Genomic DNA, 23,667 nt, shown 5'->3' with positions numbered 1-23,667 from the left:
CTGTTTGTATACTGAAACTATAAGCAGTTTTTTGACGTTTTTTTTGTGAGCATACAGGGGGCAAGGGATGTTGCTTAAAAAGGGAAACTCGCTACGGCGTTTGGCGCTGGGTAGCGCGATCGCTTGTAGTCTTATGTCATCGTTTTCCGCATCGGCCACCGTGACGGCGTTTCCGGTGGCGTCAGCAGGCATGTCCGTTGCGCAAAGCCGTTCTGAACTGCTGGCCGCGTTGCCGCGCGGCATGGATTTGCACTACCTTGCAACGCTGGCACCGCTGTATGCGGCGAACCGTATGCAGCCGATGTGGCAGGATCGCGAAGCCGTACAGCAGTTTCAACAGCAGCTGGCCGAGCTGGCGATGTCTGGCGTGCAGCCGCAGTTCACCCAATGGGTGAAAATGTTGACCAATCCGGCGCTCAGTGACGTGGGGCGCGATGTGGTGTTGTCCGACGCGATGTTGGGCTACTTGCAGTTTGTGTCCGCCATCGGTGCCAACGGCAACAACTGGCTGTACAGCAATATTCCTTACAAGCTTGGCTTGCCGCCCACTGCGGTGATCAACCAATGGCAGCTTGCGGTGCGTCAGGCGCGCACCCTGAGCTACGTGAATTCGCTCGCGCCGCAGCATCCGCAATATGCCAAGATGCATCAGGCGCTGCGCGACATGCTGGCGGACAATCGCCCCTGGCCGCAGGTGGGCAGCGGCCCGAGCCTGCGCCCGGGGCAAATGAGCAATGATATCCCGGCGCTGCGCGAGATCCTGACGCGCACCGGCATGCTGGCCGCCTCGGCGCCGGCAGCGGAGCCGGAACCTGCGGTGGTTTCGGCGAAGAGCAATGAGCCCGACGACGGCGGGTTGACGGTGGACGAAGAAAAAAGTCACGTAACGGCCAGTCCGTCGGCGACGGCATTGACCGCTGAGCAGACGCCACCGCAGGCCGGCAGTGTGGTAAGCGATAACCTCTATACCAACGAGCTGGCGGAAGGCGTCAAGCGCTTCCAGAAATGGCAGGGCCTGACGGCGGATGGCGTGATCGGCGTGCGCACCCGTGAGTGGCTCAATGTCTCACCGAAAACGCGCGCCGCGCTGCTGGCGTTGAATATCCAGCGCCTGCGGATTTTGCCGGGGCACGTCAGCACCGGCATCATGGTCAACATTCCTAACTATTCTCTGACTTACTACCAGAACGGCAACGAAGTGCTCTCGTCCCGCGTCATCGTTGGGCGGCCGAGCCGCAAGACGCCGCTGATGAACAGCGCGTTGAACAATGTGGTGGTCAACCCGCCGTGGAACGTGCCGACCACGTTGGTGCGTGAGGATATCGTGCCGAAGGCGATGCGCGACGGTAACTATTTCCAGAAACATGGCTATACCGTGCTGTCGGGCTGGAGCAACGACGCTGAGGTCATCAACCCGGCGATGATTGACTGGAGCATGGTCTCTGCGCGCAACTTCCCGTATCGCGTGCGTCAGGCGCCGGGGGCGACCAACTCATTGGGGCGCTTCAAGTTCAATATGCCGAGCTCCGAGGCCATCTATCTGCACGATACGCCGAACCACAGTCTGTTCCAGAAAGACATTCGCGCGCTCAGCTCCGGCTGCGTGCGGGTGAACAAGGCCTCTGATTTGGCGAATATGCTGCTGCAGGATGCCGGCTGGAACAACAGCCGCGTTTCCTCCACGCTGAAAGAGGGGAATACCACTTATGTGAATATTCGCCAGCGTATTCCCGTAAAACTGTATTATCTGACCGCCTGGGTCTCGGATGACGGCCAACCGCAATTCCGTACAGATATTTACAATTATGATAATACGGCGAGATCGGGCGCACAAATTTTGGCTCAGGCCAAAAAATTAATGCAGTAAATGCAGTAATTATAAATAAATAACGGTCAGAATGATTGGCTATAGCGCGGGCCCCTGTGGGAAGGGGCCCGTAAACCCAGGCGTATCGCGGGTTGACTCAGCATACGTGGGCGGTTATGGTTCGGACAGTGCGCTGCTTTGTGCATTTATTTTGACATTCTTGCCGGGTTTAACAGAGTCATGGACAAAATTGATCATCACCGCCGTAAATGGCTGGCGCTAGGTGGCGCAGCTATGGGCATTGCGCTGCTGCCAGGGCAAGCGTTTGCCAGCCTTTCCACCGCTCGACCGCGTATTTTAGTGCTGAATAACCTACATACTGGTGAATCCATTAAAGCCGAGTTCTTTGACGGCAAAGGTTACAATAAAGACGAACTGGTGCGGCTAAATCATCTGTTCCGCGATTATCGCGCCAATAAGGTTAAATCGATCGATCCCCGTTTGTTTGATCACCTCTATCGCCTGCAGGGGCTGCTGGGCACCAGCAAACCGGTGCAGCTGGTCTCCGGCTACCGCTCGGTGGACACCAATAACGAGCTGCGCGCCCGCAGCCGCGGCGTCGCCAAGCACAGCTACCATACCAAAGGCCAGGCGATGGATTTCCATATCGAAGGCATCCAACTAAGCAATATCCGCAAAGCGGCGTTAAAAATGCGCGCCGGTGGTGTAGGATATTACCCACGTAGCAACTTCGTACACATCGATACCGGTCCGGTGCGGACCTGGTAATCGCTGTGCCCATCAGTGAATAACGCCGCGCCTTGCGGAAGCGGCGTTATTGTCGTTGGAGCCTTATGAAATACCATCTTATTCCCGTTACCGCCTTTAGCCAGAATTGCAGTCTGATCTGGTGTGAAAACACTCAGCAGGCGGCGTTGGTCGATCCCGGCGGCGAAGCGGAAAAAATCAAAGCGGAAGTGGCGCAGCAGGGCGTGACGATTACCCAGATCTTGCTGACGCACGGCCATTTGGATCACGTCGGCGCGGCGGCGGAGCTGGCGGAACATTATCAGGTGCCGATCTATGGCCCGGATAAAGAAGATGCCTTTTGGCTGGACGGCCTGCCGGCGCAGAGCCGGATGTTCGGGCTGCAAGAGTGCGCGCCGCTGACACCAACCCGTTGGCTGTCGGAAGGCGATGAGATGCTGGTGGGCGAGATGACGCTCAAGGTGCTGCATTGCCCTGGCCATACGCCGGGCCACATCGTCTTTATCAATGAGCAGGCGCGTTTGGCGCTGGTGGGTGACGTGCTGTTTAACGGCGGCGTGGGGCGCAGCGACTTCCCGCGCGGTGACCATCAGGCGCTGATTGCCTCTATTCGCACCAAGCTGCTGCCGTTGGGCGACGATATGCGCTTTATCCCCGGCCATGGCCCGATGTCGACCTTCGGCCACGAGCGCCAGACCAATCCGTTCCTGCGCGAAGAGCCGGCGGTGTGGTAACGATTATTTCCCGGCAGAAATAATCAAGGGGCGCATCGAGCGCCCCTTTTCTTTACGATCCGCGTCGTTATTCTCAGAGCACGGCGACGATGGCTTCACACAGCGGTGCCATGTTGTCCGGCGTCATACCGGCCACGTTCACCCGGCCCGAGTTCACGGCGTAGACGCCGAACTCTTCGCGCAGGCGCAGCACCTGTTCTTTGGTCAGGCCGCTGAACGAGAACATGCCGTTCTGCTGGATGATAAAGCTGAAGTCTTGCTGCGCGCCTTTCTCCTGCAGGGTATTCACGAACAGCTGACGCATGCGGTGAATGCGCTGGCGCATGTCGGTCAGCTCTTGCTCCCACATCGCGCGCAGGGCGTCGTTGCCCAAAATGGTGGCGACCACGGCGGCACCGTGCGATGGCGGGTTGGAATAGTTGGCGCGAATCGCCGCTTTCACCTGGCTGAAGGCGCGATCGGCGGTTTCGGCATCGGCGGCCACAATAGTGCAAGCGCCGACGCGTTCATTGTACAGACCGAAGTTTTTCGAGTAGGAACTGGCGACGATCAGTTCTTTATGTTTGGCGGCGAAAATACGCAGGCCCTGCGCATCCTCTTCCAGACCGTTGGCGAAGCCCTGATACGCGAAGTCGAACAGCGGCAACCAGCCATTGGCGACGGAAAGTTCGGCCAGCTGTGCCCACTGTTCCGCCGTTGGATCGATACCGGTCGGGTTATGGCAGCAGCCGTGGAACAGCACCACATCGCCGGCCTGTGCCTGTTTCAGGCTGTTCAGCAGGCCGTCGAAATCCAACGCGTGGTTGGCGGCGTCATAGTAGGCGTACTCCAGCACTTCCAGACCAACGGCACCAAAGACGTTCTTGTGGTTGGGCCAGCTTGGGTTGCTGATCCAGATGCGTTTGGCGCTGGTCTGGTTGGCGATAAAGTCTGCCGCCACGCGCAGGCCGCCGGTGCCGCCTGGCGTCTGTGCGGTGCGTGCGCGCCGATCGGCGACGATCGGGCTCTCTTTACCGAACAGCAGCTCTTGCGTGCAGCTGGCGAACGCCGGGATGCCCTCAATGCCGAGATAGTTTTTGGTGGTCTCATTTTCCAGCAGATACTGTTCAGCTTTTTTTACGCTGGTCAGCACCGGCGTTTTACCGGTTTCGTCTTTATAAACGCCAATCCCTAAGTTGATTTTATTCGGGCGGGCGTCGGCGCGGAAAATGTCGGTCAGGCCCAGGATCGGGTCGGCGGGTGCGGCGGTGATTTTTTCAAACATGTCAGGTGCTTCCAAATCTCGGAGTTAAGCAGACAGAAGCATCAGGGTAGCGCCAGTTATCGGCTTTGCCAACCGTTTGCGATAAAAACACCGCGATCTTGTGAAGGGGGCGAGTTCAACAGAAAAAATGATGGGGAAGGGGAAATTGGCAGGATAAAAAATTACCGGCTGACACAAACAAAAACAGGGCCGAAGCCCTGTTTTTTTAACTTAGCCGACGGTAAACCGCCGTTAAGCGAGACAACTTAGAACTGGTACACCAGGCCAACGCCGACGACGTTATCGGTAGCGATGCCGTTAGCTTCGGTGAACGCGTTTTTATCCAGCAGGTTGATTTTGTAATCAACGTAGGTGGACATGTTTTTGTTGAAGTAGTAAGTGGTACCAACAGAAACATATTTAACCAGGTCAGCGTCGCCGCCACCGAAGTTAGCACCGTGTGCGGTACGGCCAGCCAGATCCTTACCTTTAGACTGCAGGTAAGACACTTCTGGACGCAGACCGAAGTCGAACTGGTACTGAGCGGTCACTTCGAAGTTCTGAGTTTTGTTAGCAATGGTGAAGTCAGACTCGCCGTATGGGGTCATGTTGCGAGTTTCTGCATACATCGCCGCCAGGTAGACGTTGTTGGCGTCGTATTTCGCGCCCACGGTCCATGCGTCAGCTTTTTTGCCCGTAGCGGTAGAGTCGTCTTTCTGGTCATCGGTACGGCTGGAGGATGCGTATGCCGCACCGACGCTTACGCCTTCGCCGATGTCATAAGTAGAGGAGATACCGAAGCCGTCGCCGTTCTGTTTTTTCAGCGCGCGCTTATCGTTCTGGTTTTTGCCCTGGTATTGCAGAGCGAAGTTCAGGCCGTCAACCAGACCGAAGAAGTTGTTGTTGCGGTAGGTTGCAACGCCGTTGGTACGGCCGGTCATGAAGTTGTCGGAGTTGGTGTAGGTATCGCCACCGAACTCTGGCAGCATATCGGTCCAGCCTTCCACGTCGTACAGTACGCCGTAGTTACGACCGTAGTCGAAGGAGCCGTAGTCAGCGAATTTCAGGCCAGCGAAGCCCAGGCGGGTTTTAGTGCCTTCGGTGCCCTGAGATTCGGAGTGGTTAGCCTGAACGTTGTATTCCCACTGGCCGTAACCGGTCAGTTGGTCTGTAATTTGGGTTTCACCTTTGAAGCCAAAACGAACATAGGTCTGATCGCCGTCATTACCTTTGTCTTTGGAGAAGTAGTGCAGGCCGTCAACTTTACCGTACAGATCCAGCTTGTTGCCGTCTTTGTTGTAGATTTCAGCTGCGTTTGCCGCACCAGCAGCCAACAGAGCCGGGATTACCACTGCAAGAATATTGCGCTTCATCATTATATTACCCTCATTGGTGTTATTCGGACACCTTTGCCACTGCCGCCAATAATTCTTTGGGAACTATTGTTGATAGATTGGTGTCGTCCTGTGTCTGAACGCAGTGTTCCATTCACAGGCGGGTTAATCTAGGACGAAAATGATACCAATGTCCTAATGAGGTTGCAAAAAGAAAGTATTTGTAACTGAATGTAATTTTTAGGGAACTTTGTGACGGGCGTCAATATTAAAAAATGCGAAAGGCCAGCGATGCTGGCCTTTGTTTTGTAACGAAATCGTTTAAAAAATGATTGATCGTGTGAATTAGAAGCTTGCGTTACGTGGCGTGCGTGGGAATGGGATCACATCGCGCACGTTTTGCACGCCGGTGACATAGGCGATTAAACGTTCAAAGCCCAGGCCGAAACCGGAATGCGGCACGGTGCCGTAGCGACGCAGGTCACGGTACCACCAGTAGTCTTCTTTATTCAGACCCATCTCTTCCAGGCGCTGGTCGAGCACGTCGAGGCGCTCTTCACGCTGCGAGCCGCCGATGATTTCGCCGATGCCCGGCGCCAACACGTCCATGGCCGCGACGGTTTTGCCGTCTTCGTTCATGCGCATATAGAAGGCTTTGATGTCTTTCGGGTAGTTTTTCACCACCACCGGCGCCTGGAAGTGTTTCTCCGCCAAATAACGCTCATGCTCGGAGGAGAGATCGATGCCCCAGGAAACCGGGTTTTCGAAGGTTTGGCCGGAGGCCAACAGGATCTCAATGGCGTCGGTGTAGTCCACCTGGGCGAAATCGGAGGAGACGAAACGTTCCAGGCGAGCGATGGCGTCTTTATCCACACGCTCGGCGAAGAATTTCAGGTCATCGGCACGTTCATCCAGCACCGCCTGGAACACATACTTCAGCATGCTTTCGGCCAGGCCGGCGACGTCATCCAGCGTAGCGAAGGCTACTTCCGGTTCGATCATCCAGAATTCCGCCAGGTGGCGGCTGGTGTTGGAGTTTTCGGCGCGGAAGGTTGGGCCGAAGGTGTAAACCTTCGACAGCGCGCAGGCGTAGGTTTCGCCGTTCAGCTGGCCGGAAACGGTGAGGAAGGCTTCCTTACCGAAGAAGTCCTGGCTGAAATCGACGGCGCCTTTGTCGGTGCGCGGCAGGTTTTCCAGATCCAGTGTGGACACGCGGAACATCTCGCCGGCACCTTCGGTATCGGAGGCGGTGATCAGCGGGGTGGACACCCAGAAATAACCGTTTTCATGGAAGAAGCGATGGATCGCCTGTGCCAGAGTATGACGCACGCGCGCCACGGCGCCGATCAGGTTGGTACGCGGACGCAGGTGGGCCACTTCACGCAGGTATTCGATGCTGTGGCGTTTGGCCGCCATCGGGTATGTGTCCGGATCGTCGACCCAGCCGACCACTTTGATGGCGGTGGCCTGCAGTTCGAAGCTCTGGCCTTCGCCCGGCGAAGCGACAACCTTGCCGGTGACTTCAATCGAACAGCCGGTGGTCAGGTGCAGCACTTCATCCTGATAATTCGGCAGAGAATTATTAACGACGGCCTGTAACGGATCAAAGCAGGAACCGTCATAGACGGCCAGGAAGGAGATACCAGCTTTTGAATCTCTCCGGGTACGTACCCAGCCGCGTACGGTGACTTCACTGTCAACCGCAGCACGACCTTGCAGTACGTCGACTACAGGCACTACGCTCATAGATTTCTCTCTTTAATAATTTGGTTTAGAAATAGCTTACAACCCAAGAATATGGGGGTAATAGCTATGTTACTTGCCGCGGTGCAGAGCACAAGCAGAAATCATCGGATTGGCGCAACATTTATTGCGGCTGGCTGAAAAGAGGGCGTTCGGGATAAAAACAAAGCCGGCGCGCAAATCCGCTCGGCTTTGTTTTGCTGTTATAAAAGAAGGATCAGCTGGCTTTCTTCACCAGCGGCAGGTCGAAGGCCTTGCGCAGGGCTCTGACGAACGCCTGGTCTTGACAGATCGTCTTGCCGGGGCTGTCGGAGAGCTTGGCCACCGGCTTGCCCTTGCACTCGACCAGTTTAATCACGATATTCAACGGTTTGACGCCCGGAATATCGCAGGTCAGGCGTGTGCCGATGCCGAATCCGAGATTGATGCGTTGATAGAAATGGCGATAGAGCGCCAGCGCTTTTTCCAGGTCCAGGTTGTCCGAGAACACCAGCGTTTTGCTCATCGGGTCGATGCCCAGCTTTTGATAGTGGGCGATGGCTTTTTCACCCCACTCGACGGGATCGCCCGAGTCGTGGCGCAGCCCCTGATAACGTTCGGCGAACTGCGGGCCGAAATCGCGCAGGAAGGCGTCCATGGTGATGCAGTCGGTGAGCGCGATGCCGAGTTGATCCGGGTATTCATCCAGCCATGCCTGCAGCGCAGCGCGTTGGCTGTTGGCCAGCACTGGGCTGATTTGCTGGTGCGCCTGGAACCACTCATGCGCCTGAGTGCCGACCGGCGCCAGGCCCAGCTGGTGCGCCAGATCGTAATTGCTGGTGCCCGACAGGTACGGGAATTCGGCCTGCAATGTGCTGACGATGGCCTGCTGCACGCCCTGAGAGAAACGGCGGCGGGTGCCGAAGTCCATCAGTTTGAAGCGCGAGAGATCCAGATCGCCCGCCAGCGTTTTGAACTGCGCCAGCTTGGATTGCAGATGCGCCACCGCTTGTTCCGGCGTCGCCTGCGGAGAACGCCGGCGGTGTACCACCTCGCTGATCACCGCCAGCAGTGGTACCTCCCACATGATCACCTCGCGCCATGGCCCGGCGATGCGGATTTGCAGCTTGCCGTCATGGTTGTCGATGGTTACCTGCTGCGGGTCGTAGCGGAACGCCCGCAGCCAGTTCAGGTAATCCTGCCGGAAGAAGGGCAGGCCCGAGAGGTAAGCGAATTCGGCGTCGGTCAGCGCCAGTTGGCTCATCAGCGCTACCTGCGCGCGGATCTCGTCGGCATATTCGCCCAGCAGATCGTCGCCGCGGCAGCGGAATTCCGCCGCCACGCTGATGGCGGGATAGCGATGGAACACTGCTTGTTGCATATGAAGCTTATAAGCGTCGGTATCAAGCAGTGATGTCAAAATCGGGGAAGCGTATTGAGTCATAGCGCGTTACAGCATCCTCGTCAGGCGCGTGTCCAAATCCGGATAATCATAAAAGTGGGGGTGGAGTATACCCGGATTATCCTGTTATTGAAGCCGCATCACACCATAAATCACCAAAGCGGGTCGAGGATTAAACGTGCCTTTATGACGGCCAGGCGGCGGCGGGGCGAAAAAAAGGCCAGATATGCCTGTAAGGTGAATGACTTAGCCTAATTAGTCATAAAAATTATAATGTTAATTATTTTAAACAGCTAATCAGATAAACCCGACTTGGGTGTGCACGCTGACCCGATCTTTGCCGTTCTTTTTGCAAAAATAGAGCGCTTCGTCCGCCTGTTTGATCGCCCCCTGCAACGCGGTGAACGCATTGACCGGCGCAATGCCGCAACTGGTGGTGAAACGCACTTGCCGCCCGTCGGCCAGATTCAACGTCAGGCGATGGGTGCGGGCGCGCAGCTGCTCCATGATGTCCCGCGCGTTGTCCAAAGAGCAACTGCCCAGCAGCACCGCGAACTCTTCGCCGCCGTAGCGGCAGAAAATGTCGCTGGCGCGGAACGCGCGTTGCAGCAAATGGCCGAATTCCACCAACGCCCGGTCACCCACGTCGTGGCCATAGCTGTCGTTGAGCTGTTTGAAGTTGTCGATGTCGATCAGGCAAAAGGCCTGCGGGTAGCTGCCGTCGCCCAACAGTTGGCATTCGAGAAAGAACTTGCGGCGGTTATAAATGTTGGTGAGCGGATCGAGGAAGGAAGAGGCCTCGAGTTCTTTAATCAGCAGCTGTTTCTCGCTCTCCAGCGAGACCTTGTCCAACTGGTACTGCCTGAGTTGCTGAATGGCGTCGCTGATGGCGATCAGTTCCCGGCTGTAGAAGGCGTCGTTGCGGTCGATATTCATCTCGCCGCGCGACAGCCGCACGATGTTGTTGTGGGTTTTGGTCAGCCAACGGTTGATGTTGGTGCAGAACACCAGCGCCGGCAAAATGAACAGCAACACCACCAGACCGGTGAGCGCGATCATGCCGTAAATGGTGGTCTGGCTGTCGTAAATCTTGTGGCGTGAGGCGACGGTTTCCAACTCGAAGCTGCGCTGATACAGCGCCTGCGAAAGCGCGCTCAGCTCGTCGACGTAGCGCGAGATAAGCGCTGCGGGATAAGGCTTTTGGGTATTGATGGCGGTATACATCCCATCGGTGATCTGTTTGAGGCGTTCGGCAGACACCTGGGTAAGCAATTGATTGACGATGTCGGTGGTTTGCACGTCGTCGTAGTTGATCTTCATAAAGATCAGTCGGGTGCTCAGCGCGTTCAATACGCCGGTCAGCTGGATGGACTTCAGATAGGCGTCTTTGCTGTCGAGCGGGTTGACGTTGACATCGATAATCTGATCGCTTAGCTCCGTCAGCGACATATTCAGCCGGTTGTTGAGGCGGATTGCTTCGAGAAACATAAAGGAGTCGGTATCCACCATCCGGGTATCGTAAGTGTAGCGGTAATAGTTCTTGCTGGTCTGCGAGATGTAATAGGCGCTGTTGATATTGAACAGATTGGCATTGGCGTTGTTGACCTGAGAAAGCTGCAGATTGTCATTATCCAGCAGCTGTTCCATCAGGCCGATCATCGACAGCGCGGCGATTTTTTGCCGCACGCCGAGCTGTTTGGCCACTGCATCGTTCAGATGCTCGCGGATCCGGGCGATTTTCTCGCGCGCCACCCGATCGGCAACCAAACATTGCGCGCGGGTGATCTGCGGATCGATCAGGCTCAACCGTTTTAGGCGGTGGGCGTGCAACGACGCCTGAAAGGCCTCGGAGATCTCTTTGGCGCGATCAATTTTGTACAGATTGAGCTGGTTGTCGCGGTAGTCGGTATGGGCTTCGAGCAGCTCTTCGACAATGAACAGCGAGAAGGAGGTCATTAGGCACAGGGTAAAAAAATAGATTGCGTATTTAATTTTCATAGTGCGAGTCATCCCTGGGCCTGATTCGGCAATTATACCACCATGCCGCCTGTGTCGCCTCAACTATGCCGGCGCACCCAGATGGCGGTTTTTTAGCATTAAATGCTGATTTTTATTTAGCCATAGGTCAACCGAGCTGATGTCAGGCGGGCGAATTATGATTTGCCTCTGATTTCTCTATCGTGGCCGCCCGGCTGCTCTGGGCTTTTCGGCCAGCTGTGATACAGTTTATTCACAATTCAGGCCCGCCGCGCGCCGCAGGGGAACACACCGGCTGCGGTCCGAAGGAGAAGAGCGGCCTGGCACCTATAACTCACTGAGACGTTTAAGGGTTTTTATGACACAACAGCCACAGGCAAAATACCGCCACGATTATCGCGCGCCCGATTACACCACGACCGATATCGATTTGGACTTCAGTCTGGATGCGGAAACCACGCGCGTGACCGCCGTCAGTAAAATCAAACGTCAGGGCGCGGCCGGCGCACCGCTGGTGCTGGATGGCGAAGACCTGACGCTGGTGAGCATTCAGGTCGACGGCCAACCCTGGAGCGCCTTCCGTCAGCAGGATAACCAGCTGATCATCGAAGCGTTGCCGGCAGAATTCACTCTCACCATCGTCAACGATATTCACCCGGCGAAAAATACTGCGCTGGAAGGGTTGTACCTGTCCGGCGACGCACTGTGCACGCAGTGCGAAGCCGAAGGTTTCCACCACATTACCTATTACCAGGATCGCCCGGACGTGCTGGCGCGCTTTACCACCCGCATCGTGGCCGACAAGGCGCGCTATCCGTTCCTGCTGTCGAACGGCAACCGCATCGGCCAGGGTGAATTGGCCGACGGCCGTCACTGGGTGCAATGGCAGGATCCGTTCCCGAAACCGTGTTACCTGTTCGCGCTGGTGGCGGGGGATTTCGACGTGCTGCGCGACAGCTTCACCACCCGTTCCGGCCGTAAGGTGGCGCTGGAACTGTTCGTCGATCGCGGCAATCTGGATCGCGCCGACTGGGCAATGACCTCGCTGAAGAACTCGATGAAGTGGGACGAGACCCGCTTCGGCCTAGAATACGATCTCGACATTTATATGATCGTGGCGGTCGACTTCTTCAATATGGGTGCGATGGAGAACAAAGGGTTAAACATCTTTAACTCCAAGTATGTGTTGGCGAAGGCGGAAACCGCCACCGACAAGGATTACCTGAACATCGAAGCGGTGATCGGCCACGAATACTTCCACAACTGGACCGGCAACCGCGTGACCTGCCGCGACTGGTTCCAGCTCAGCCTGAAAGAGGGGCTGACGGTGTTCCGCGATCAGGAGTTCAGTTCCGATCTGGGATCGCGCTCGGTCAACCGCATCGATAACGTGCGCGTGATGCGCGGCGCGCAGTTCGCCGAAGACGCCAGTCCGATGGCGCACGCCATCCGCCCGGACAAAGTGATCGAGATGAACAACTTTTACACCCTGACGGTGTATGAAAAGGGTTCCGAAGTGATCCGCATGATGCACACCCTGCTGGGGGAGGCGAACTTCCAGAAAGGGATGCAGCTCTATTTCGAACGCCACGACGGCAGCGCCGCCACCTGCGACGATTTCGTGCAGGCGATGGAGGATGCGTCCAACGTCGATCTGTCGCGCTTCCGCCGCTGGTATAGCCAGTCCGGTACGCCGCTGTTGACGGTGCGTGATGAGTACGATGCGGGAACTCAGCAGTATCGCCTGCATGTCAGCCAGAAAACCGCGCCGACTGCCGATCAACCGGAGAAGCTGCCGCTGCACATTCCGCTGGATATTGAATTGTATGACAGCGAAGGCAACGTCATCGCGCTGCAGAAAGGCGGCCTGCCGGTCAACAACGTGTTGAACGTTACCGAAGCGGAGCAGACCTTCGTGTTCGACGGCGTGGCGCACAAGCCGGTGCCGTCGCTGCTGCGCGAATTCTCCGCGCCGGTGAAGCTGGATTACCCGTATAGCGATCAGCAGTTGACCTTCCTGATGCAGCACGCGCGCAATGAATTTGCGCGTTGGGATGCGGCGCAGAGTCTGCTGGCAACCTATATCAAACTGAACGTGGCACGGCACCAGCAGAAACAGCCGTTGTCGCTGCCGCTGCACGTGGCCGACGCGTTCCGCGCGGTGCTGTTGGACGAGAAGCTGGATCCGGCGCTGGCGGCGCAGATTCTGACGCTACCGTCGGAAAACGAAATCGCCGAGCTGTTTGCTACCATCGATCCGGAAGCGATCGCTGCGGTGCACGAAGCGATCGTACGTTGCCTGGCACGGGAGTTGGCCGATGAATGGCTGGCGGTGTACCACGCCAACAAGACCGACGGTTACCGCGTGGAGCACGCCGAGATTGCCAAGCGCGCCCTGCGTAATGTTTGCCTGGGCTATCTGGCGTTCGGCGAAGACGCCGCGCTGGCTGACCAGCTGGTGAGCGAACAGTATCGTCAGGCGGACAACATGACCGATTCGTTGGCGGCGCTGTCCGCCGCGGTAGCGGCCCAGCTGCCGTGCCGCGATACCCTGCTGGCGGCGTTCGACGAGCGTTGGCACCAGGATGGTCTGGTGATGGACAAATGGTTCGTGCTGCAGGGCGGCAGCCCGGCGGCGGACGTATTGAGCAAGGTGCGTGCGCTGCTGCAACACCGTTCGTTCAGCCTGGGCAACCCGAACCGCACCCGTTCGCTGATCGGCGGCTTCGCTTCCGGCAACCCGGCGGCGTTCCATGCGGCAGACGGCAGCGGCTATCAGTTCCTGGCAGAGATCCTCAGCGATCTTAACCAGCGCAACCCGCAGATTGCCGCGCGTCTGATTGAACCGCTGATTCGCCTCAAGCGTTACGATGCCGGCCGCCAGGCGTTGATGCGCAAGGCGCTGGAACAGCTGAAAGGGTTGGAAAACCTGTCCGGCGATCTGTACGAGAAGATCAGCAAGGCGCTCGACGCCTGATCTTTTCACGGTGAATCGATCAAGGGACGGCCTGCGCCGTCCCTTTTTTAATCGTTCAATTCACCGCCTGGCGTGGGCTGGCCGCTGTGACCGGCGGCGATAACACCCGTTCCAGCACTTCTGCCTCCAGCTCCGCCAGCCTGGCTGAGCCTTTGCGGCGTGGGCGTGGCAGATCGAGGGTGAGATCCAGCACGATGTGCCCCTCTTCGATCAGGATCACCCGATCCGCCAGCGCGATGGCTTCGCTGACGTCGTGCGTGACCAACAGTACGGTAAAACCATGCTGTTGCCACAGCGTTTCTATCAGCCCCTGCATTTCAATACGCGTCAGGGCATCCAGTGCCCCGAGCGGTTCGTCCAGCAGCAATAGGCGAGGGCGGTGGATCAACGCGCGCGCCAGAGCGACCCGCTGCTTTTGCCCACCGGACAGCGCTGCGGGCCAGTCGTGGGCGCGATCCGCCAAGCCGACCGCAGCCAGCGCCTGCAACGCCGCGTCGCGCCACTGGCCGCGCAGCCCCAGGCCCACGTTGTCGATCACCGTTTTCCACGGCAGCAGGCGCGCATCCTGAAACATCAACCGGGTATCTTCTTTAGCGGCGGCAAGTGGCGCGTTGCCACTGAGCAGCGCGCCGTTGCTGGCCTGTTCCAGGCCGGCCAACAGACGCAGCAGGGTGCTCTTGCCGCAACCGCTGCGGCCCACCACCGCCACGAACTGCCCGGCGGAAATACGCAGCTGAATATTGTCCAGCACCGTGCGGCTGCCGTAACGTTTGCTAATGGACTCCAGCGTCACCGGCGTGCCTTGCGCAAGGCGAGCGGGAAGGGTCATAGCGCTTCTCCCTGTTTCAGTTGATAGGCCGGATGCCAGCGCAACCAGACGCGTTCCAGCAGCTGCGCACCAACGTCCGCCAGCTTGCCGAGCAGGGCGTACAGCACGATCGCCACCACCACCACGTCGGTTTGCAGGAATTCGCGCGCATTCATCGCCAGATAGCCGATGCCTGAATTGGCCGAGATCGTTTCGGCGACGATCAGCGTCAGCCACATGAATCCGAGGGCGAAGCGCACGCCGACCATAATCGACGGCAGCGCGCCCGGCAGCACCACCTGCGTAAACAGGCGGAAACCGCTCAGACCGTAACTGCGGGCCATCTCTAGCAGGCCGCGATCGATGTTTTTGATGCCGTGATAGGTGTTGAGATAAATCGGGAACAATGTGCCGAGCGCCACCAGAAAGATCTTGGCGGATTCATCGATGCCGAACCACAGGATCACCAGCGGGATCAGCGCCAGGTGCGGCACGTTGCGGATCATTTGCACCGAGCTGTCCAGCAGGCGCTCGCCCCAGCGCGACAGCCCGGTGATAAAGCCGAGGATCAGACCGATGCTGCCGCCGATGCCAAAGCCGATCAGCGCGCGCTGGCTGCTGATGCTCAGGTGCTGCCACAGTTCGCCGCTTTGGCTCAGGCTCCAGAAGGCGGCCAGCACCGCGCTCGGCGCCGGCAGAATGCGGTTGGACAGCCAGCCGGTTTCGACGGCGATCTGCCAGACGATCACCAGCGCCAGCGGCAGCGCCCAAGGGGCTAGCTGATACAGGATGCGTTGCGCGTTCTTTGCCATCGGGGCGCTCCTCAACTCTGCGACACTTTTTGTGGAACATAAATGTTGGCCACCACTTCTCCCTGCGGGCGCACCGGCTGAAGGCGCGTGGGCGTTTCCTCCTGCGCCAGATCGAGGTGCGGGAACAGCAGTTCGCCGACGCGGTAGGCCTCTTCCAGATGCGGATAGCCGGAGAGAATAAAGGTGTCGATGCCCAGGTCGGCATATTCCTGCATACGCGCCGCGATCGTCGGGCCATCACCCACCAGCGCGGTACCGGCGCCGCCGCGCACCAGGCCGATGCCGGCCCACAGGTTCGGGCTGATCTCCAGCTTATCCTTTTTGCCGCCGTGCAGCGCCGCCATGCGCCGTTGGCCGACGGAATCGAAGCGCGCAAAGGCCTGCTGCGCGTTGGCGATGGTTTCCTCATCGAGGTGCGCGATCAGCCGGTTGGCGGCGCGCCAGGCCTCTTCGCTGGTTTCCCGCACGATGACATGCAGGCGGATACCGAAGCGTACCTGGCGGCCTTTCGCCGCCGCTTTGGCGCGCACTTCTTCGATCTTCTCTTTAACCTGCGCCGGCGGCTCTCCCCAGGTGAGGTACAGTTCTACCTGTTCGGCGGCCAGATCCTGCGCGGCGGCGGAGGATCCGCCGAAATAGAGCGGCGGGCGCGGCTGCTGCACCGGCGGGAACAGCAGTTTGGCGCCTTTCACCTGAATATGCTTGCCGTCGAAATCGACGGTTTCACCTTCCAGCACCCGGCGCCAGATATGGGTAAACTCGGTTGAGGCTTCGTAGCGCTCTTCATGGCTAAGGTGCAGCCCCTCGGCCGCCAACTCTTCCGGATCGCCGCCGGTGACCAGATTGAACAGCGCGCGTCCGTTGGAAAGGCGATCCAGCGTCGCCGCCTGGCGCGCCGCCAGCGTGGGGGAAATGATGCCCGGCCGCAGCGCGACCAAAAATTTCAGCCGCTGGGTGACTGGGATCAGCGAGGCGGCCACCAGCCAGGAGTCTTCGCACGAGCGGCCGGTGGGGATCAACACCCCGCCGAATCCCAGCCGATCCGCCGCCTGAGCGATCTGCTGCAAATAACCGTGATCGACGCTGCGCGCCCCCTGTGCACTGCCAAGATAGTGGCCGTCGCCGTGGGTGGGTAAAAACCAGAAAACGTTCAGGCTCATCGTCAATGTTCTCCCATTGTTTATTGTGCGCTTGGGCGCCAGATGCGTTGCGAGATGTCGACCTTCACCGGCACCAGCCGGTTGGCGTAAAACAGGTCGGCGGTTTGCTGCTGCGCGGCGATCGTATGCGCATCGAGCGGTGTGATGGCGGTCGGCGGGCGGTGATCCAGATAGCTGGCGATCACTGGTTCGGGCAGCCCCATGGCGTTGGCCAGCAGGGTCACGCTTTGCGCCCGGTCGCTGCGGGTGAGCGCATCGGCCTGGGTCAGCACCGTCAATACCTGGCTGATAAAGCTGCCGTTGGCTTCGGCATAGGGGCGCGCCGCCAGATAGAAGGAACCGGTCTGGTTCAGATCGGTGCCGTCGCCAAGCACCCGCACGCCGCCCTGCAGCAGTGCGGCGGAATAATAAGGATCCCAGATAGCCCAGGCATCGACGTTGCCTTGTTGGAAGGCGGCGCGTGCATCGGCGGGCGTCAGATAGGCGGGCTGGATATCGGTGAACTTCAGGCCGGCTTTTTGCAGCGATCGCAGCAGCAGGTTGTGCGAGCTGGATCCTTTCTGGAAGGCGACCTTATGGCCTTTCAGATCGGCGACGGTTTTGATCGGGCTGTTTTCCGGCACCAGGATCACTTCCGCTTTGGGCTTAGGCGGCTCAACGCCGACATACAACAGATCCGCGCCGGCGGCCTGCGCGAAGATCGGCGGAATATCGCCGGTGCTGCCCAGATCGATGCTGCCGACGTTCAAGGCTTCCAGCATCTGCGGGCCGGCGGGAAACTCGATCCAGCTGATGCGGGTGGCGGGGAAACGTTCCTCCAGCAGCCGGTGGCTCTTCGCCAGTACCAGGCTGACGGAGCCTTTTTGGTAACCGATGCGGAACTGCGCCGGATCCTGCGCAACGGCGGCGTTGGCCCAAACCAGCGACAGCAGGCCGGTGAGGGCGGCGGCGCTCAGCCAGCGCCGCAAAGTGATGCGTTCTTTCATTCAGGCTCTCCTTTACCCGGCGTTTCAGGCGGTCTGACGCGCCGCCAGCGGCGAGGCGACGCGCAGCGCAGGCGGTTTGCGGCGGCCAAGCGCCAGGTAGAAACTGGTGAGCGCCTCTTCCAGCCGGGCGGCTACGGCGTCGGTGAGCGTGGCGCCTTCGCCGGCCAGCTGGATCTGGCTGTCGTCGGCGAATACGCCGTGCAGCACTTCCTGCGCTTTCAGCGCCGCCAGCACCGGTTTCAGCGCATAGTCCACCGCCAGCATGTGGCCGATCGAACCGCCGGTCGCCAGCGGCAGCACCACCTTATGATCCAGAGCGCGTTCCGGCAGCAGATCCAGCAAGGTTTTCAGCGCGCCGGAGAACGACGCTTTATAAACCGGCGTGGAAATCAGCAGGCCGTCGGCCTGCGCCAGCTGCTCGGCAAACGCCTTGATCGCCGGGCTGTTGAAGTTGGCGTACAGCAGATCTTCGGCATCGAAGTCGTGCAGGGTATAAGCCGTCACGTCCACCCCTTGCTGCCGCAGCCAGCTCTGACTCAGCGAGAGCAGCGCGGCGGAACGTGATGGGATGCGTGGGCTACCGGCCAGTGATATAACGCGCATTGCCACTCCTTATAACTAAAAGTTAGGTTTAATTAGGAAATTAACGAGAAGTGTTTTAAACCTACCAGCAACCGGGCGCGTTTTTTAAATCTCATTTTTTGATTTGGATATGCGCAAAAGCGGATTGGCGCCGATTTGGCGGCGAAGAAAGAAAACGGTTGCGTAAAAACGGCTTTTTTTGCCTTTAATCAATTCCAATTGGGCGGGGGATACCGGATAATACGCCCCCGGTTTGCAACCGGGAAATCAGGAGAGTCCATGTACTACCCCCTCATCAGGAAAGCGTTGTTCCAGCTCGATCCGGAGCGCGCGCATGAAGTGACCTTTCGTCAACTCAGCCGTATCACCGGCACCCCATTAGCGTTTCTTGTCCGTCAGTCCGTGCCGACCAAACCGGTCAGCTGCATGGGGCTGTCGTTTAAAAACCCGCTGGGATTGGCCGCCGGTCTGGATAAAAACGGCGAGTGCATCGATGCGTTCGGCGCGATGGGCTTCGGCCATGTGGAAGTGGGCACCGTGACGCCGCGCCCGCAGCCGGGCAACGACAAGCCGCGTTTGTTCCGCGTGGTCGAGGCGGAAGGCCTGATCAATCGCATGGGGTTCAATAACCACGGCGTGGACAATCTGGTTGAAAACGTTAAGAAATCCCATTTTGGCGGCATTCTTGGGATCAATATCGGCAAGAATAAAGACACCCCGGTCGAACAGGGTAAAGACGATTATTTGATCTGCATGGATAAAGTTTATCCGTATGCCGGTTATATCGCGATTAACATCTCTTCACCGAATACGCCGGGGTTACGATCCTTACAGTATGGCGAAGCGCTGGACGATCTTTTGGCTGCGATAAAAAATAAGCAGCAGGAATTGCATGCGCGCCATCACAAATATGTGCCGGTGGCGGTAAAGATCGCGCCGGATCTTTCAGAAGAAGAATTGATCCAAATTGCCGATAGCCTGGTGCGGCATAATATCGATGGTGTGATCGCCACCAATACCACGTTGGATCGAAAATTGATCCAGGGGCTGAATTACTGCGAACAAGCGGGCGGGTTAAGCGGGCGTCCGTTGCAATCACGCAGCACCGAAGTGATCCGTCGTCTCTCCACCGAACTGCAAGGGCGCCTGCCGATTATCGGCGTGGGCGGCATCGATTCGCTGACGGCGGCACGCGAAAAAATGGAGGCCGGCGCGAGCCTGCTGCAAATTTATTCCGGATTTATCTATCACGGCCCGCGTTTGATTAAAGATATCGTTACCCATATCTAATATTTTTTCTCTCATTTTATACCGGGGGTTTATTTCTGCCCCCGGCTCGTCTATATTTTGTTCGGTAGCATAAATATCGTTCGCGGAATTATCCGATGTTTAAGCAACTTTATCGGTGATAAAATCGCCTTTTAGGGTGAGTGCGGCGTTGGCATAGGCAGCGAGAAGGATACGAAATGAAGATAAAACCTGACGATAATTGGCGTTGGTATTTTGATGCCGAGCATGATCGGCTAATGCTGGATTTAGCTAATGGTATGATCTTTCGTTCACGTTTCCCGGCCAAAATGTTAACGCCGGACGCTTTCGATGAATGCGCTTTTTGTGTGGACGATGCCGCCCTTTATTTCACCTACGAAGAACAGTGCAAGCAGGTCAAACTCAGCCATGAGCAGCGCGCTGAGCTGGTGTTGAACGCATTGGTTGCCTACCGTTTCCTGAAACCGTTGATGCCGAAGAGCTGGCATTTCTCGCAGCAGCACTATCCGTTGCAGCCGAAAAACGGCGAACTGGCGGCGGTAAAAGTGATGGAAAGCGGCGCGGAAGCGCGCTTGCTGGTGGTAGAGGCGGGGGATAACGCCAGCCTGTGCCTGCTGGCGCAAAATCAGCTGACGGTCGCCGGCCGCACCATGGTATTGGGCGACGCCATCAAGGTGATGCACGATCGGCTCAAACCCTGCACGCAGGATGAAAGCACCGCTCCGGCATACGACAGAGCGGTATAAAGCGCATTACGCCAACGTCAAATCGCTTTTCGGGATGCAGCTGCAGCACAGGATGGTGCCGTTGTCGCCCAGCGCGCTTTTCTTCAGGGGCGCGACTTCACCGCTCAGCAAGGTAATGCGGCAGCTGCCGCAAATCCCGGCGCGGCAGGAGTAAGGCACGCGGATGCCTTGTTGTTCCAACTGCTCGAGCAAGATCTGCTGGTTGTTGCCGGTAAACACCTTTCCTTCATATTCGATGGTCACGCTGTGCTCGCTGTCTTGCGGCGCCTGCACGCTTTCCACCACGTTGCCGGCGCCATAGGGGCGCGGCGGCTTGGTCGACAACACCTCTACCGTATCGCCAACGCGAATGATGCCACTGTTGCGTGCGATCATGTTCTGGCCGAAATCGATGTCGCCGTTGTCGGCGGAGCGGAATTTTTGCAGCGTGCTCAACGGTTCGCCGCTCGGGTGCTTGCGGCCGCGCTCGGTGCTGACGGTGGTGAGCACGCAGCGGCTGCAGGGTTTCACCAGCTCGAACATCACATCGCCGACGCGGATCACCTGCCAGCCGTCTTCGGCCCAGGCGGTTGCACCGCTCACCACCAGATTGGGGCGGAACTGCTCCAGCTTGATGCTGCCGGGGCAACGCTGTTGCAGATCGTTGAACGAAGCCTGGTTAATCAGCAGATAAGGATACCCGTCGGCAAACGTCAGCGGGATTTCAGGATGCTTCTTCACCCGGCGGGTCGACTCCGGCCCCAGCCAACGCAGCTGCACATCGCGCTGGAAATAGCCGCTCAGCCAGCGGTTGATCTCATCTGGCGCGATCAGCGCGGTGAAATGATTGCCCCACACCTCGGTCGGCTGCGGCGCGGCGGCGAAGTCGCTGAAGCGAATGGCGGCGCTTTCGCCGTCCGGCGCGGTCAGGAATAGCCCGTCCGGCAGCAGCGCCGGCGTGAACAGCACCATCTGCGGGTATTGGCGCGCGGTAATAAAGGTGCCATCCGGCTCGGTGATCATAAAGTTGCGGTCGAAGGCCAGGCCGCTACTGCCGACCTGGGCGTAAGAAAGCTGCAGACCGCGCAGTGATTTAACCGGATGGACGTAGAGTCTGGAAAGCGTGATCACCCTTATCTCCGTGCGATGATTAAATAGAAGGGAGCAACTTTATGACAAGCGGTGCGGATTAGCTATAATGCGCAACAATTTTCTTTTTGGTGATAAGCACGATATGAACTCTCTGTTTGCCAGCACGGCGCGTGGATTGGAAGAACTGTTAAAAAGCGAGCTGGAAGCGCTTGGCGCTCACGACTGCAAAGTGGTGCAGGGTGGGGTACATTTTCAGGGTGACGATCGTCTTCTGTACCAAAGCCTGCTGTGGAGCCGCCTGGCTTCGCGCATTTTGTTGCCGCTGAACGAATTTCGCGTACACAGCGACCTGGATCTGTACCTCGGGGTACAGGCGATCGACTGGCCGAGCATTTTTGGCGTGGATAAAACCTTTGCCGTGCACTTCAGCGGCGTGAATGAAGAGATCCGCAACAGCCAATATGGCGCGCTGAAGGTGAAAGACGCCATCGTCGACAGTTTTACCCGCAAACTCGACCAACGCCCGACGGTCGCCAAACAGCAGCCGGATATTCGCGTCAACGTGTTCCTGCAACGCGATATGGCTAGCGTGGCGCTCGATCTGAGCGGCGAAGGTCTGCATCAGCGCGGCTACCGCGATCTCACCGGCCAGGCGCCGCTGAAGGAAAACCTGGCGGCCGCCATTGTGCTGCGTTCCGGCTGGCAGCCGGGCACGCCGATGCTCGATCCGATGTGCGGCTCCGGTACGCTGCTGATCGAAGCGGCAATGATCGCCGCCGATCGCGCGCCGGGACTGCACCGTCAACACTGGGGTTTCAGCGCCTGGAACGGCCACAACGCCGAACTGTGGCGTGAAGTCACTACCGAAGCGCAGGTGCGCGCACGCCGCGGCCTGCAGGAAACCGCCTCCCGCTTCTTTGGTTCCGATATCGACCGCCGGGTGATTGAGATGGCGCGCGGCAACGCCCGCCGTGCCGGCGTCGCTGAGCTGATCACCTTCAATGTCGGTGACGTGGCAAGGTTGACTAATCCGCTGCCGGAAGGCCCACAAGGTACCGTGATCAGCAACCCGCCGTACGGTGAGCGTCTGGAAAGCGAGCCGGCGCTGATCGCGCTGCACAATATGCTGGGCCGCGTGATGAAAAGCGCCTTCGGCGGCTGGCAGCTGTCGCTGTTCAGCGCCTCGCCGGAGCTGCTGAGCTGCCTGCAGCTGCGCGCCGAGCGCCAGTTCAAGGCGAAGAACGGCCCGCTGGAGTGCGTGCAGAAAAACTATCAGCTGGCGGCGAACCCGGCCGGCGCCACCACCGGTGGCGTACAGGTAGCAGAAGATTTCGCCAACCGTCTGCGCAAGAATTTGAAGAAGCTCGACAAGTGGGCGAAGCAGCAGGGCATTGAATGCTACCGCCTGTACGATGCCGATCTGCCAGAATACAACGTCGCTGTGGATCGCTACGGCAGTAAGGTGGTGGTGCAAGAGTACGCGCCGCCGAAAACCGTCGATGCGCAGAAAGCGCGTCAGCGCCTGTTCGATGTGATCAACGCGACGCTGGCGGTGCTGGAACTGCCGTCGAATCAGCTGATCCTGAAAACCCGCGAGCGGCAGAAGGGCAAGAACCAGTACGAGAAGCTGGCGCAGAAGGGCGAGTTCCTGCTGGTGGAAGAGTATAACGCCAAGCTGTGGGTCAACCTGACCGACTATCTCGATACCGGCCTGTTCCTCGATCACCGCATCGCGCGCCGCATGCTGGGCGAGATGAGCAACGGCAAGGACTTCCTCAACCTGTTCGCCTATACCGGCACCGCCAGCGTGCACGCCGGTCTGGGTGGCGCGCGCAGCACCACCACGGTGGACATGTCGCGTACCTATCTGGAATGGGCGGAGAAGAACCTGCGCGCCAACGGCCTGACCGGCCGCCAGCATCGGCTGATCCAGGCCGACTGCCTGTCGTGGCTGAGCAACGCCAACGAACAGTTCGACGTGATCTTCATCGATCCGCCGACGTTCTCCAACTCCAAGCGGATGGAGAACACCTTTGACGTGCAGCGCGATCATCTGGCGCTGATGAAAGATTTGAAACGGTTGCTGCGCCGCAACGGGACCATCATGTTCTCGAACAACAAGCGCGGTTTCCAAATGGATATGGCGGGGCTAAGCGCGCTGGGTCTGGAGGCGAAAGAGATCACCGCCAAGACGCTGTCGCAGGACTTTGCCCGTAATCGTCAGATCCACAACTGCTGGCTGGTGACTCACGCCGGCGAAGGAAAATAA

Annotated in this window: 18 protein-coding genes; 7 read left to right on the top strand and 11 right to left on the bottom strand. The window is 58.3% G+C overall.

Annotation, left to right across the window (positions count from 1 at the left end):
- Window positions 1-67 precede the first annotated feature (67 nt).
- The 3 genes from ldtD (at window position 68) to BHU62_RS00835 (ending at window position 3,309) form a co-directional block, all read left to right on the top strand.
- A complete protein-coding gene (gene ldtD, locus BHU62_RS00845; RefSeq protein WP_073528704.1) occupies window positions 68-1,867 on the top strand; it encodes a L,D-transpeptidase in 1,800 nt (599 codons plus the stop codon).
- Window positions 1,868-2,047: 180 nt separating this feature from the next.
- On the top strand, window positions 2,048-2,596 hold the full coding sequence (locus tag BHU62_RS00840; RefSeq protein WP_073528703.1) for a YcbK family protein: 549 nt from the start codon (window positions 2,048-2,050) through the stop codon (window positions 2,594-2,596).
- Window positions 2,597-2,661: 65 nt separating this feature from the next.
- Window positions 2,662-3,309, top strand: coding sequence for an MBL fold metallo-hydrolase (locus BHU62_RS00835; protein WP_073528702.1), 648 nt, complete (start codon window positions 2,662-2,664; stop codon window positions 3,307-3,309).
- Between the two features lie 73 nt (window positions 3,310-3,382).
- On the opposite strand, the gene BHU62_RS00830 is transcribed toward BHU62_RS00835, so the two are convergent.
- The 5 genes from BHU62_RS00830 to BHU62_RS00810 all read right to left on the bottom strand — a co-directional run bounded on the left by BHU62_RS00830 (window position 3,383) and on the right by BHU62_RS00810 (window position 11,008).
- Window positions 3,383-4,573, bottom strand: a complete 1,191-nt coding sequence (locus BHU62_RS00830) for an amino acid aminotransferase (protein ID WP_073528701.1) — start codon at window positions 4,571-4,573, stop codon at window positions 3,383-3,385.
- A 245-nt stretch (window positions 4,574-4,818) separates the two neighbouring features.
- Complete coding sequence (gene ompC, locus BHU62_RS00825) at window positions 4,819-5,928, bottom strand: porin OmpC (RefSeq protein ID WP_073528700.1); 1,110 nt, start codon at window positions 5,926-5,928, stop codon at window positions 4,819-4,821.
- Between the two features lie 303 nt (window positions 5,929-6,231).
- A complete protein-coding gene (asnS, locus tag BHU62_RS00820; RefSeq protein ID WP_073528699.1) occupies window positions 6,232-7,632 on the bottom strand; it encodes an asparagine--tRNA ligase in 1,401 nt (466 codons plus the stop codon).
- Window positions 7,633-7,846: 214 nt separating this feature from the next.
- On the bottom strand, window positions 7,847-9,052 hold the full coding sequence (gene pncB, locus BHU62_RS00815; protein ID WP_073528698.1) for a nicotinate phosphoribosyltransferase: 1,206 nt from the start codon (window positions 9,050-9,052) through the stop codon (window positions 7,847-7,849).
- 255 nt (window positions 9,053-9,307) lie between these two features.
- Window positions 9,308-11,008 (bottom strand): GGDEF domain-containing protein, encoded by a 1,701-nt coding sequence (locus tag BHU62_RS00810; RefSeq protein WP_073528697.1) that lies wholly within the window; start codon window positions 11,006-11,008, stop codon window positions 9,308-9,310.
- A gap of 337 nt (window positions 11,009-11,345) precedes the next feature.
- Between BHU62_RS00810 and pepN the strand changes: the two genes are divergently transcribed.
- Window positions 11,346-13,964: an aminopeptidase N gene (gene pepN, locus BHU62_RS00805; protein ID WP_073528696.1), complete on the top strand. Its 2,619-nt coding sequence runs from the start codon at window positions 11,346-11,348 to the stop codon at window positions 13,962-13,964.
- Window positions 13,965-14,019: 55 nt separating this feature from the next.
- Here pepN and ssuB read toward each other — a convergent pair whose 3' ends face one another.
- From ssuB to ssuE, 5 genes are read right to left on the bottom strand one after another with little or no spacing between them, the layout of a single operon-like run.
- A complete protein-coding gene (gene ssuB / locus BHU62_RS00800) occupies window positions 14,020-14,793 on the bottom strand; it encodes an aliphatic sulfonates ABC transporter ATP-binding protein (protein ID WP_073528695.1) in 774 nt (257 codons plus the stop codon).
- Window positions 14,790-15,584, bottom strand: coding sequence for an aliphatic sulfonate ABC transporter permease SsuC (gene ssuC / locus BHU62_RS00795; protein ID WP_073528694.1), 795 nt, complete (start codon window positions 15,582-15,584; stop codon window positions 14,790-14,792). The genes ssuB and ssuC overlap by 4 nt, the downstream gene beginning before the upstream one ends.
- An 11-nt stretch (window positions 15,585-15,595) precedes the next feature.
- Entirely contained in the window at window positions 15,596-16,744 is a 1,149-nt protein-coding gene (ssuD, locus tag BHU62_RS00790; protein ID WP_073528693.1) for an FMNH2-dependent alkanesulfonate monooxygenase, read from the bottom strand.
- A 20-nt stretch (window positions 16,745-16,764) separates the two neighbouring features.
- On the bottom strand, window positions 16,765-17,730 hold the full coding sequence (locus BHU62_RS00785; RefSeq protein ID WP_073528692.1) for a sulfonate ABC transporter substrate-binding protein: 966 nt from the start codon (window positions 17,728-17,730) through the stop codon (window positions 16,765-16,767).
- Between the two features lie 24 nt (window positions 17,731-17,754).
- The gene (gene ssuE / locus BHU62_RS00780; protein WP_073528691.1) at window positions 17,755-18,333 is read right to left on the bottom strand and encodes an NADPH-dependent FMN reductase; all 579 of its coding nucleotides are present in this window, start codon (window positions 18,331-18,333) and stop codon (window positions 17,755-17,757) included.
- 258 nt (window positions 18,334-18,591) lie between these two features.
- Here ssuE and pyrD point away from each other — a divergent pair, with 258 nt between their 5' ends.
- Window positions 18,592-19,602, top strand: a complete 1,011-nt coding sequence (gene pyrD, locus BHU62_RS00775) for a quinone-dependent dihydroorotate dehydrogenase (protein WP_019454516.1) — start codon at window positions 18,592-18,594, stop codon at window positions 19,600-19,602.
- A 176-nt stretch (window positions 19,603-19,778) separates the two neighbouring features.
- Window positions 19,779-20,327 carry a cell division protein ZapC gene (locus BHU62_RS00770; RefSeq protein ID WP_073528690.1) on the top strand — a complete coding sequence of 183 codons (549 nt, stop codon included), beginning with the start codon at window positions 19,779-19,781 and terminating at the stop codon, window positions 20,325-20,327.
- A 6-nt stretch (window positions 20,328-20,333) separates the two neighbouring features.
- On the opposite strand, the gene BHU62_RS00765 is transcribed toward BHU62_RS00770, so the two are convergent.
- Complete coding sequence (locus BHU62_RS00765; protein WP_073528689.1) at window positions 20,334-21,437, bottom strand: YcbX family protein; 1,104 nt, start codon at window positions 21,435-21,437, stop codon at window positions 20,334-20,336.
- A 103-nt stretch (window positions 21,438-21,540) separates the two neighbouring features.
- Here BHU62_RS00765 and rlmKL point away from each other — a divergent pair, with 103 nt between their 5' ends.
- Entirely contained in the window at window positions 21,541-23,667 is a 2,127-nt protein-coding gene (rlmKL, locus tag BHU62_RS00760; RefSeq protein ID WP_088776020.1) for a bifunctional 23S rRNA (guanine(2069)-N(7))-methyltransferase RlmK/23S rRNA (guanine(2445)-N(2))-methyltransferase RlmL, read from the top strand.

The sequence above is a fragment of the Serratia marcescens genome, assembly GCF_001902635.1.
Taxonomy (GTDB): domain Bacteria; phylum Pseudomonadota; class Gammaproteobacteria; order Enterobacterales; family Enterobacteriaceae; genus Serratia; species Serratia marcescens_F.
The sequence above is the reverse complement of the archived record's forward strand: the minus strand, read 5'-3'. Positions and strand labels throughout refer to the sequence as shown.

Excerpts from the sequence above, each read along its gene's own strand:
- ldtD (WP_073528704.1), top strand. The coding sequence starts at position 68 with ATGTTGCTTAAAAAGGGAAACTCGCTACGGCGTTTGGCGCTGGGTAGC.
- BHU62_RS00840 (WP_073528703.1), top strand. The coding sequence starts at position 2,048 with ATGGACAAAATTGATCATCACCGCCGTAAATGGCTGGCGCTAGGTGGC.
- BHU62_RS00835 (WP_073528702.1), top strand. The coding sequence starts at position 2,662 with ATGAAATACCATCTTATTCCCGTTACCGCCTTTAGCCAGAATTGCAGT.
- BHU62_RS00830 (WP_073528701.1), bottom strand. The coding sequence starts at position 4,573 with ATGTTTGAAAAAATCACCGCCGCACCCGCCGACCCGATCCTGGGCCTG.
- ompC (WP_073528700.1), bottom strand. The coding sequence starts at position 5,928 with ATGATGAAGCGCAATATTCTTGCAGTGGTAATCCCGGCTCTGTTGGCT.
- asnS (WP_073528699.1), bottom strand. The coding sequence starts at position 7,632 with ATGAGCGTAGTGCCTGTAGTCGACGTACTGCAAGGTCGTGCTGCGGTT.
- pncB (WP_073528698.1), bottom strand. The coding sequence starts at position 9,052 with ATGACTCAATACGCTTCCCCGATTTTGACATCACTGCTTGATACCGAC.
- BHU62_RS00810 (WP_073528697.1), bottom strand. The coding sequence starts at position 11,008 with ATGAAAATTAAATACGCAATCTATTTTTTTACCCTGTGCCTAATGACC.
- pepN (WP_073528696.1), top strand. The coding sequence starts at position 11,346 with ATGACACAACAGCCACAGGCAAAATACCGCCACGATTATCGCGCGCCC.
- ssuB (WP_073528695.1), bottom strand. The coding sequence starts at position 14,793 with ATGACCCTTCCCGCTCGCCTTGCGCAAGGCACGCCGGTGACGCTGGAG.
- ssuC (WP_073528694.1), bottom strand. The coding sequence starts at position 15,584 with ATGGCAAAGAACGCGCAACGCATCCTGTATCAGCTAGCCCCTTGGGCG.
- ssuD (WP_073528693.1), bottom strand. The coding sequence starts at position 16,744 with ATGAGCCTGAACGTTTTCTGGTTTTTACCCACCCACGGCGACGGCCAC.
- BHU62_RS00785 (WP_073528692.1), bottom strand. The coding sequence starts at position 17,730 with ATGAAAGAACGCATCACTTTGCGGCGCTGGCTGAGCGCCGCCGCCCTC.
- ssuE (WP_073528691.1), bottom strand. The coding sequence starts at position 18,333 with ATGCGCGTTATATCACTGGCCGGTAGCCCACGCATCCCATCACGTTCC.
- pyrD (WP_019454516.1), top strand. The coding sequence starts at position 18,592 with ATGTACTACCCCCTCATCAGGAAAGCGTTGTTCCAGCTCGATCCGGAG.
- BHU62_RS00770 (WP_073528690.1), top strand. The coding sequence starts at position 19,779 with ATGAAGATAAAACCTGACGATAATTGGCGTTGGTATTTTGATGCCGAG.
- rlmKL (WP_088776020.1), top strand. The coding sequence starts at position 21,541 with ATGAACTCTCTGTTTGCCAGCACGGCGCGTGGATTGGAAGAACTGTTA.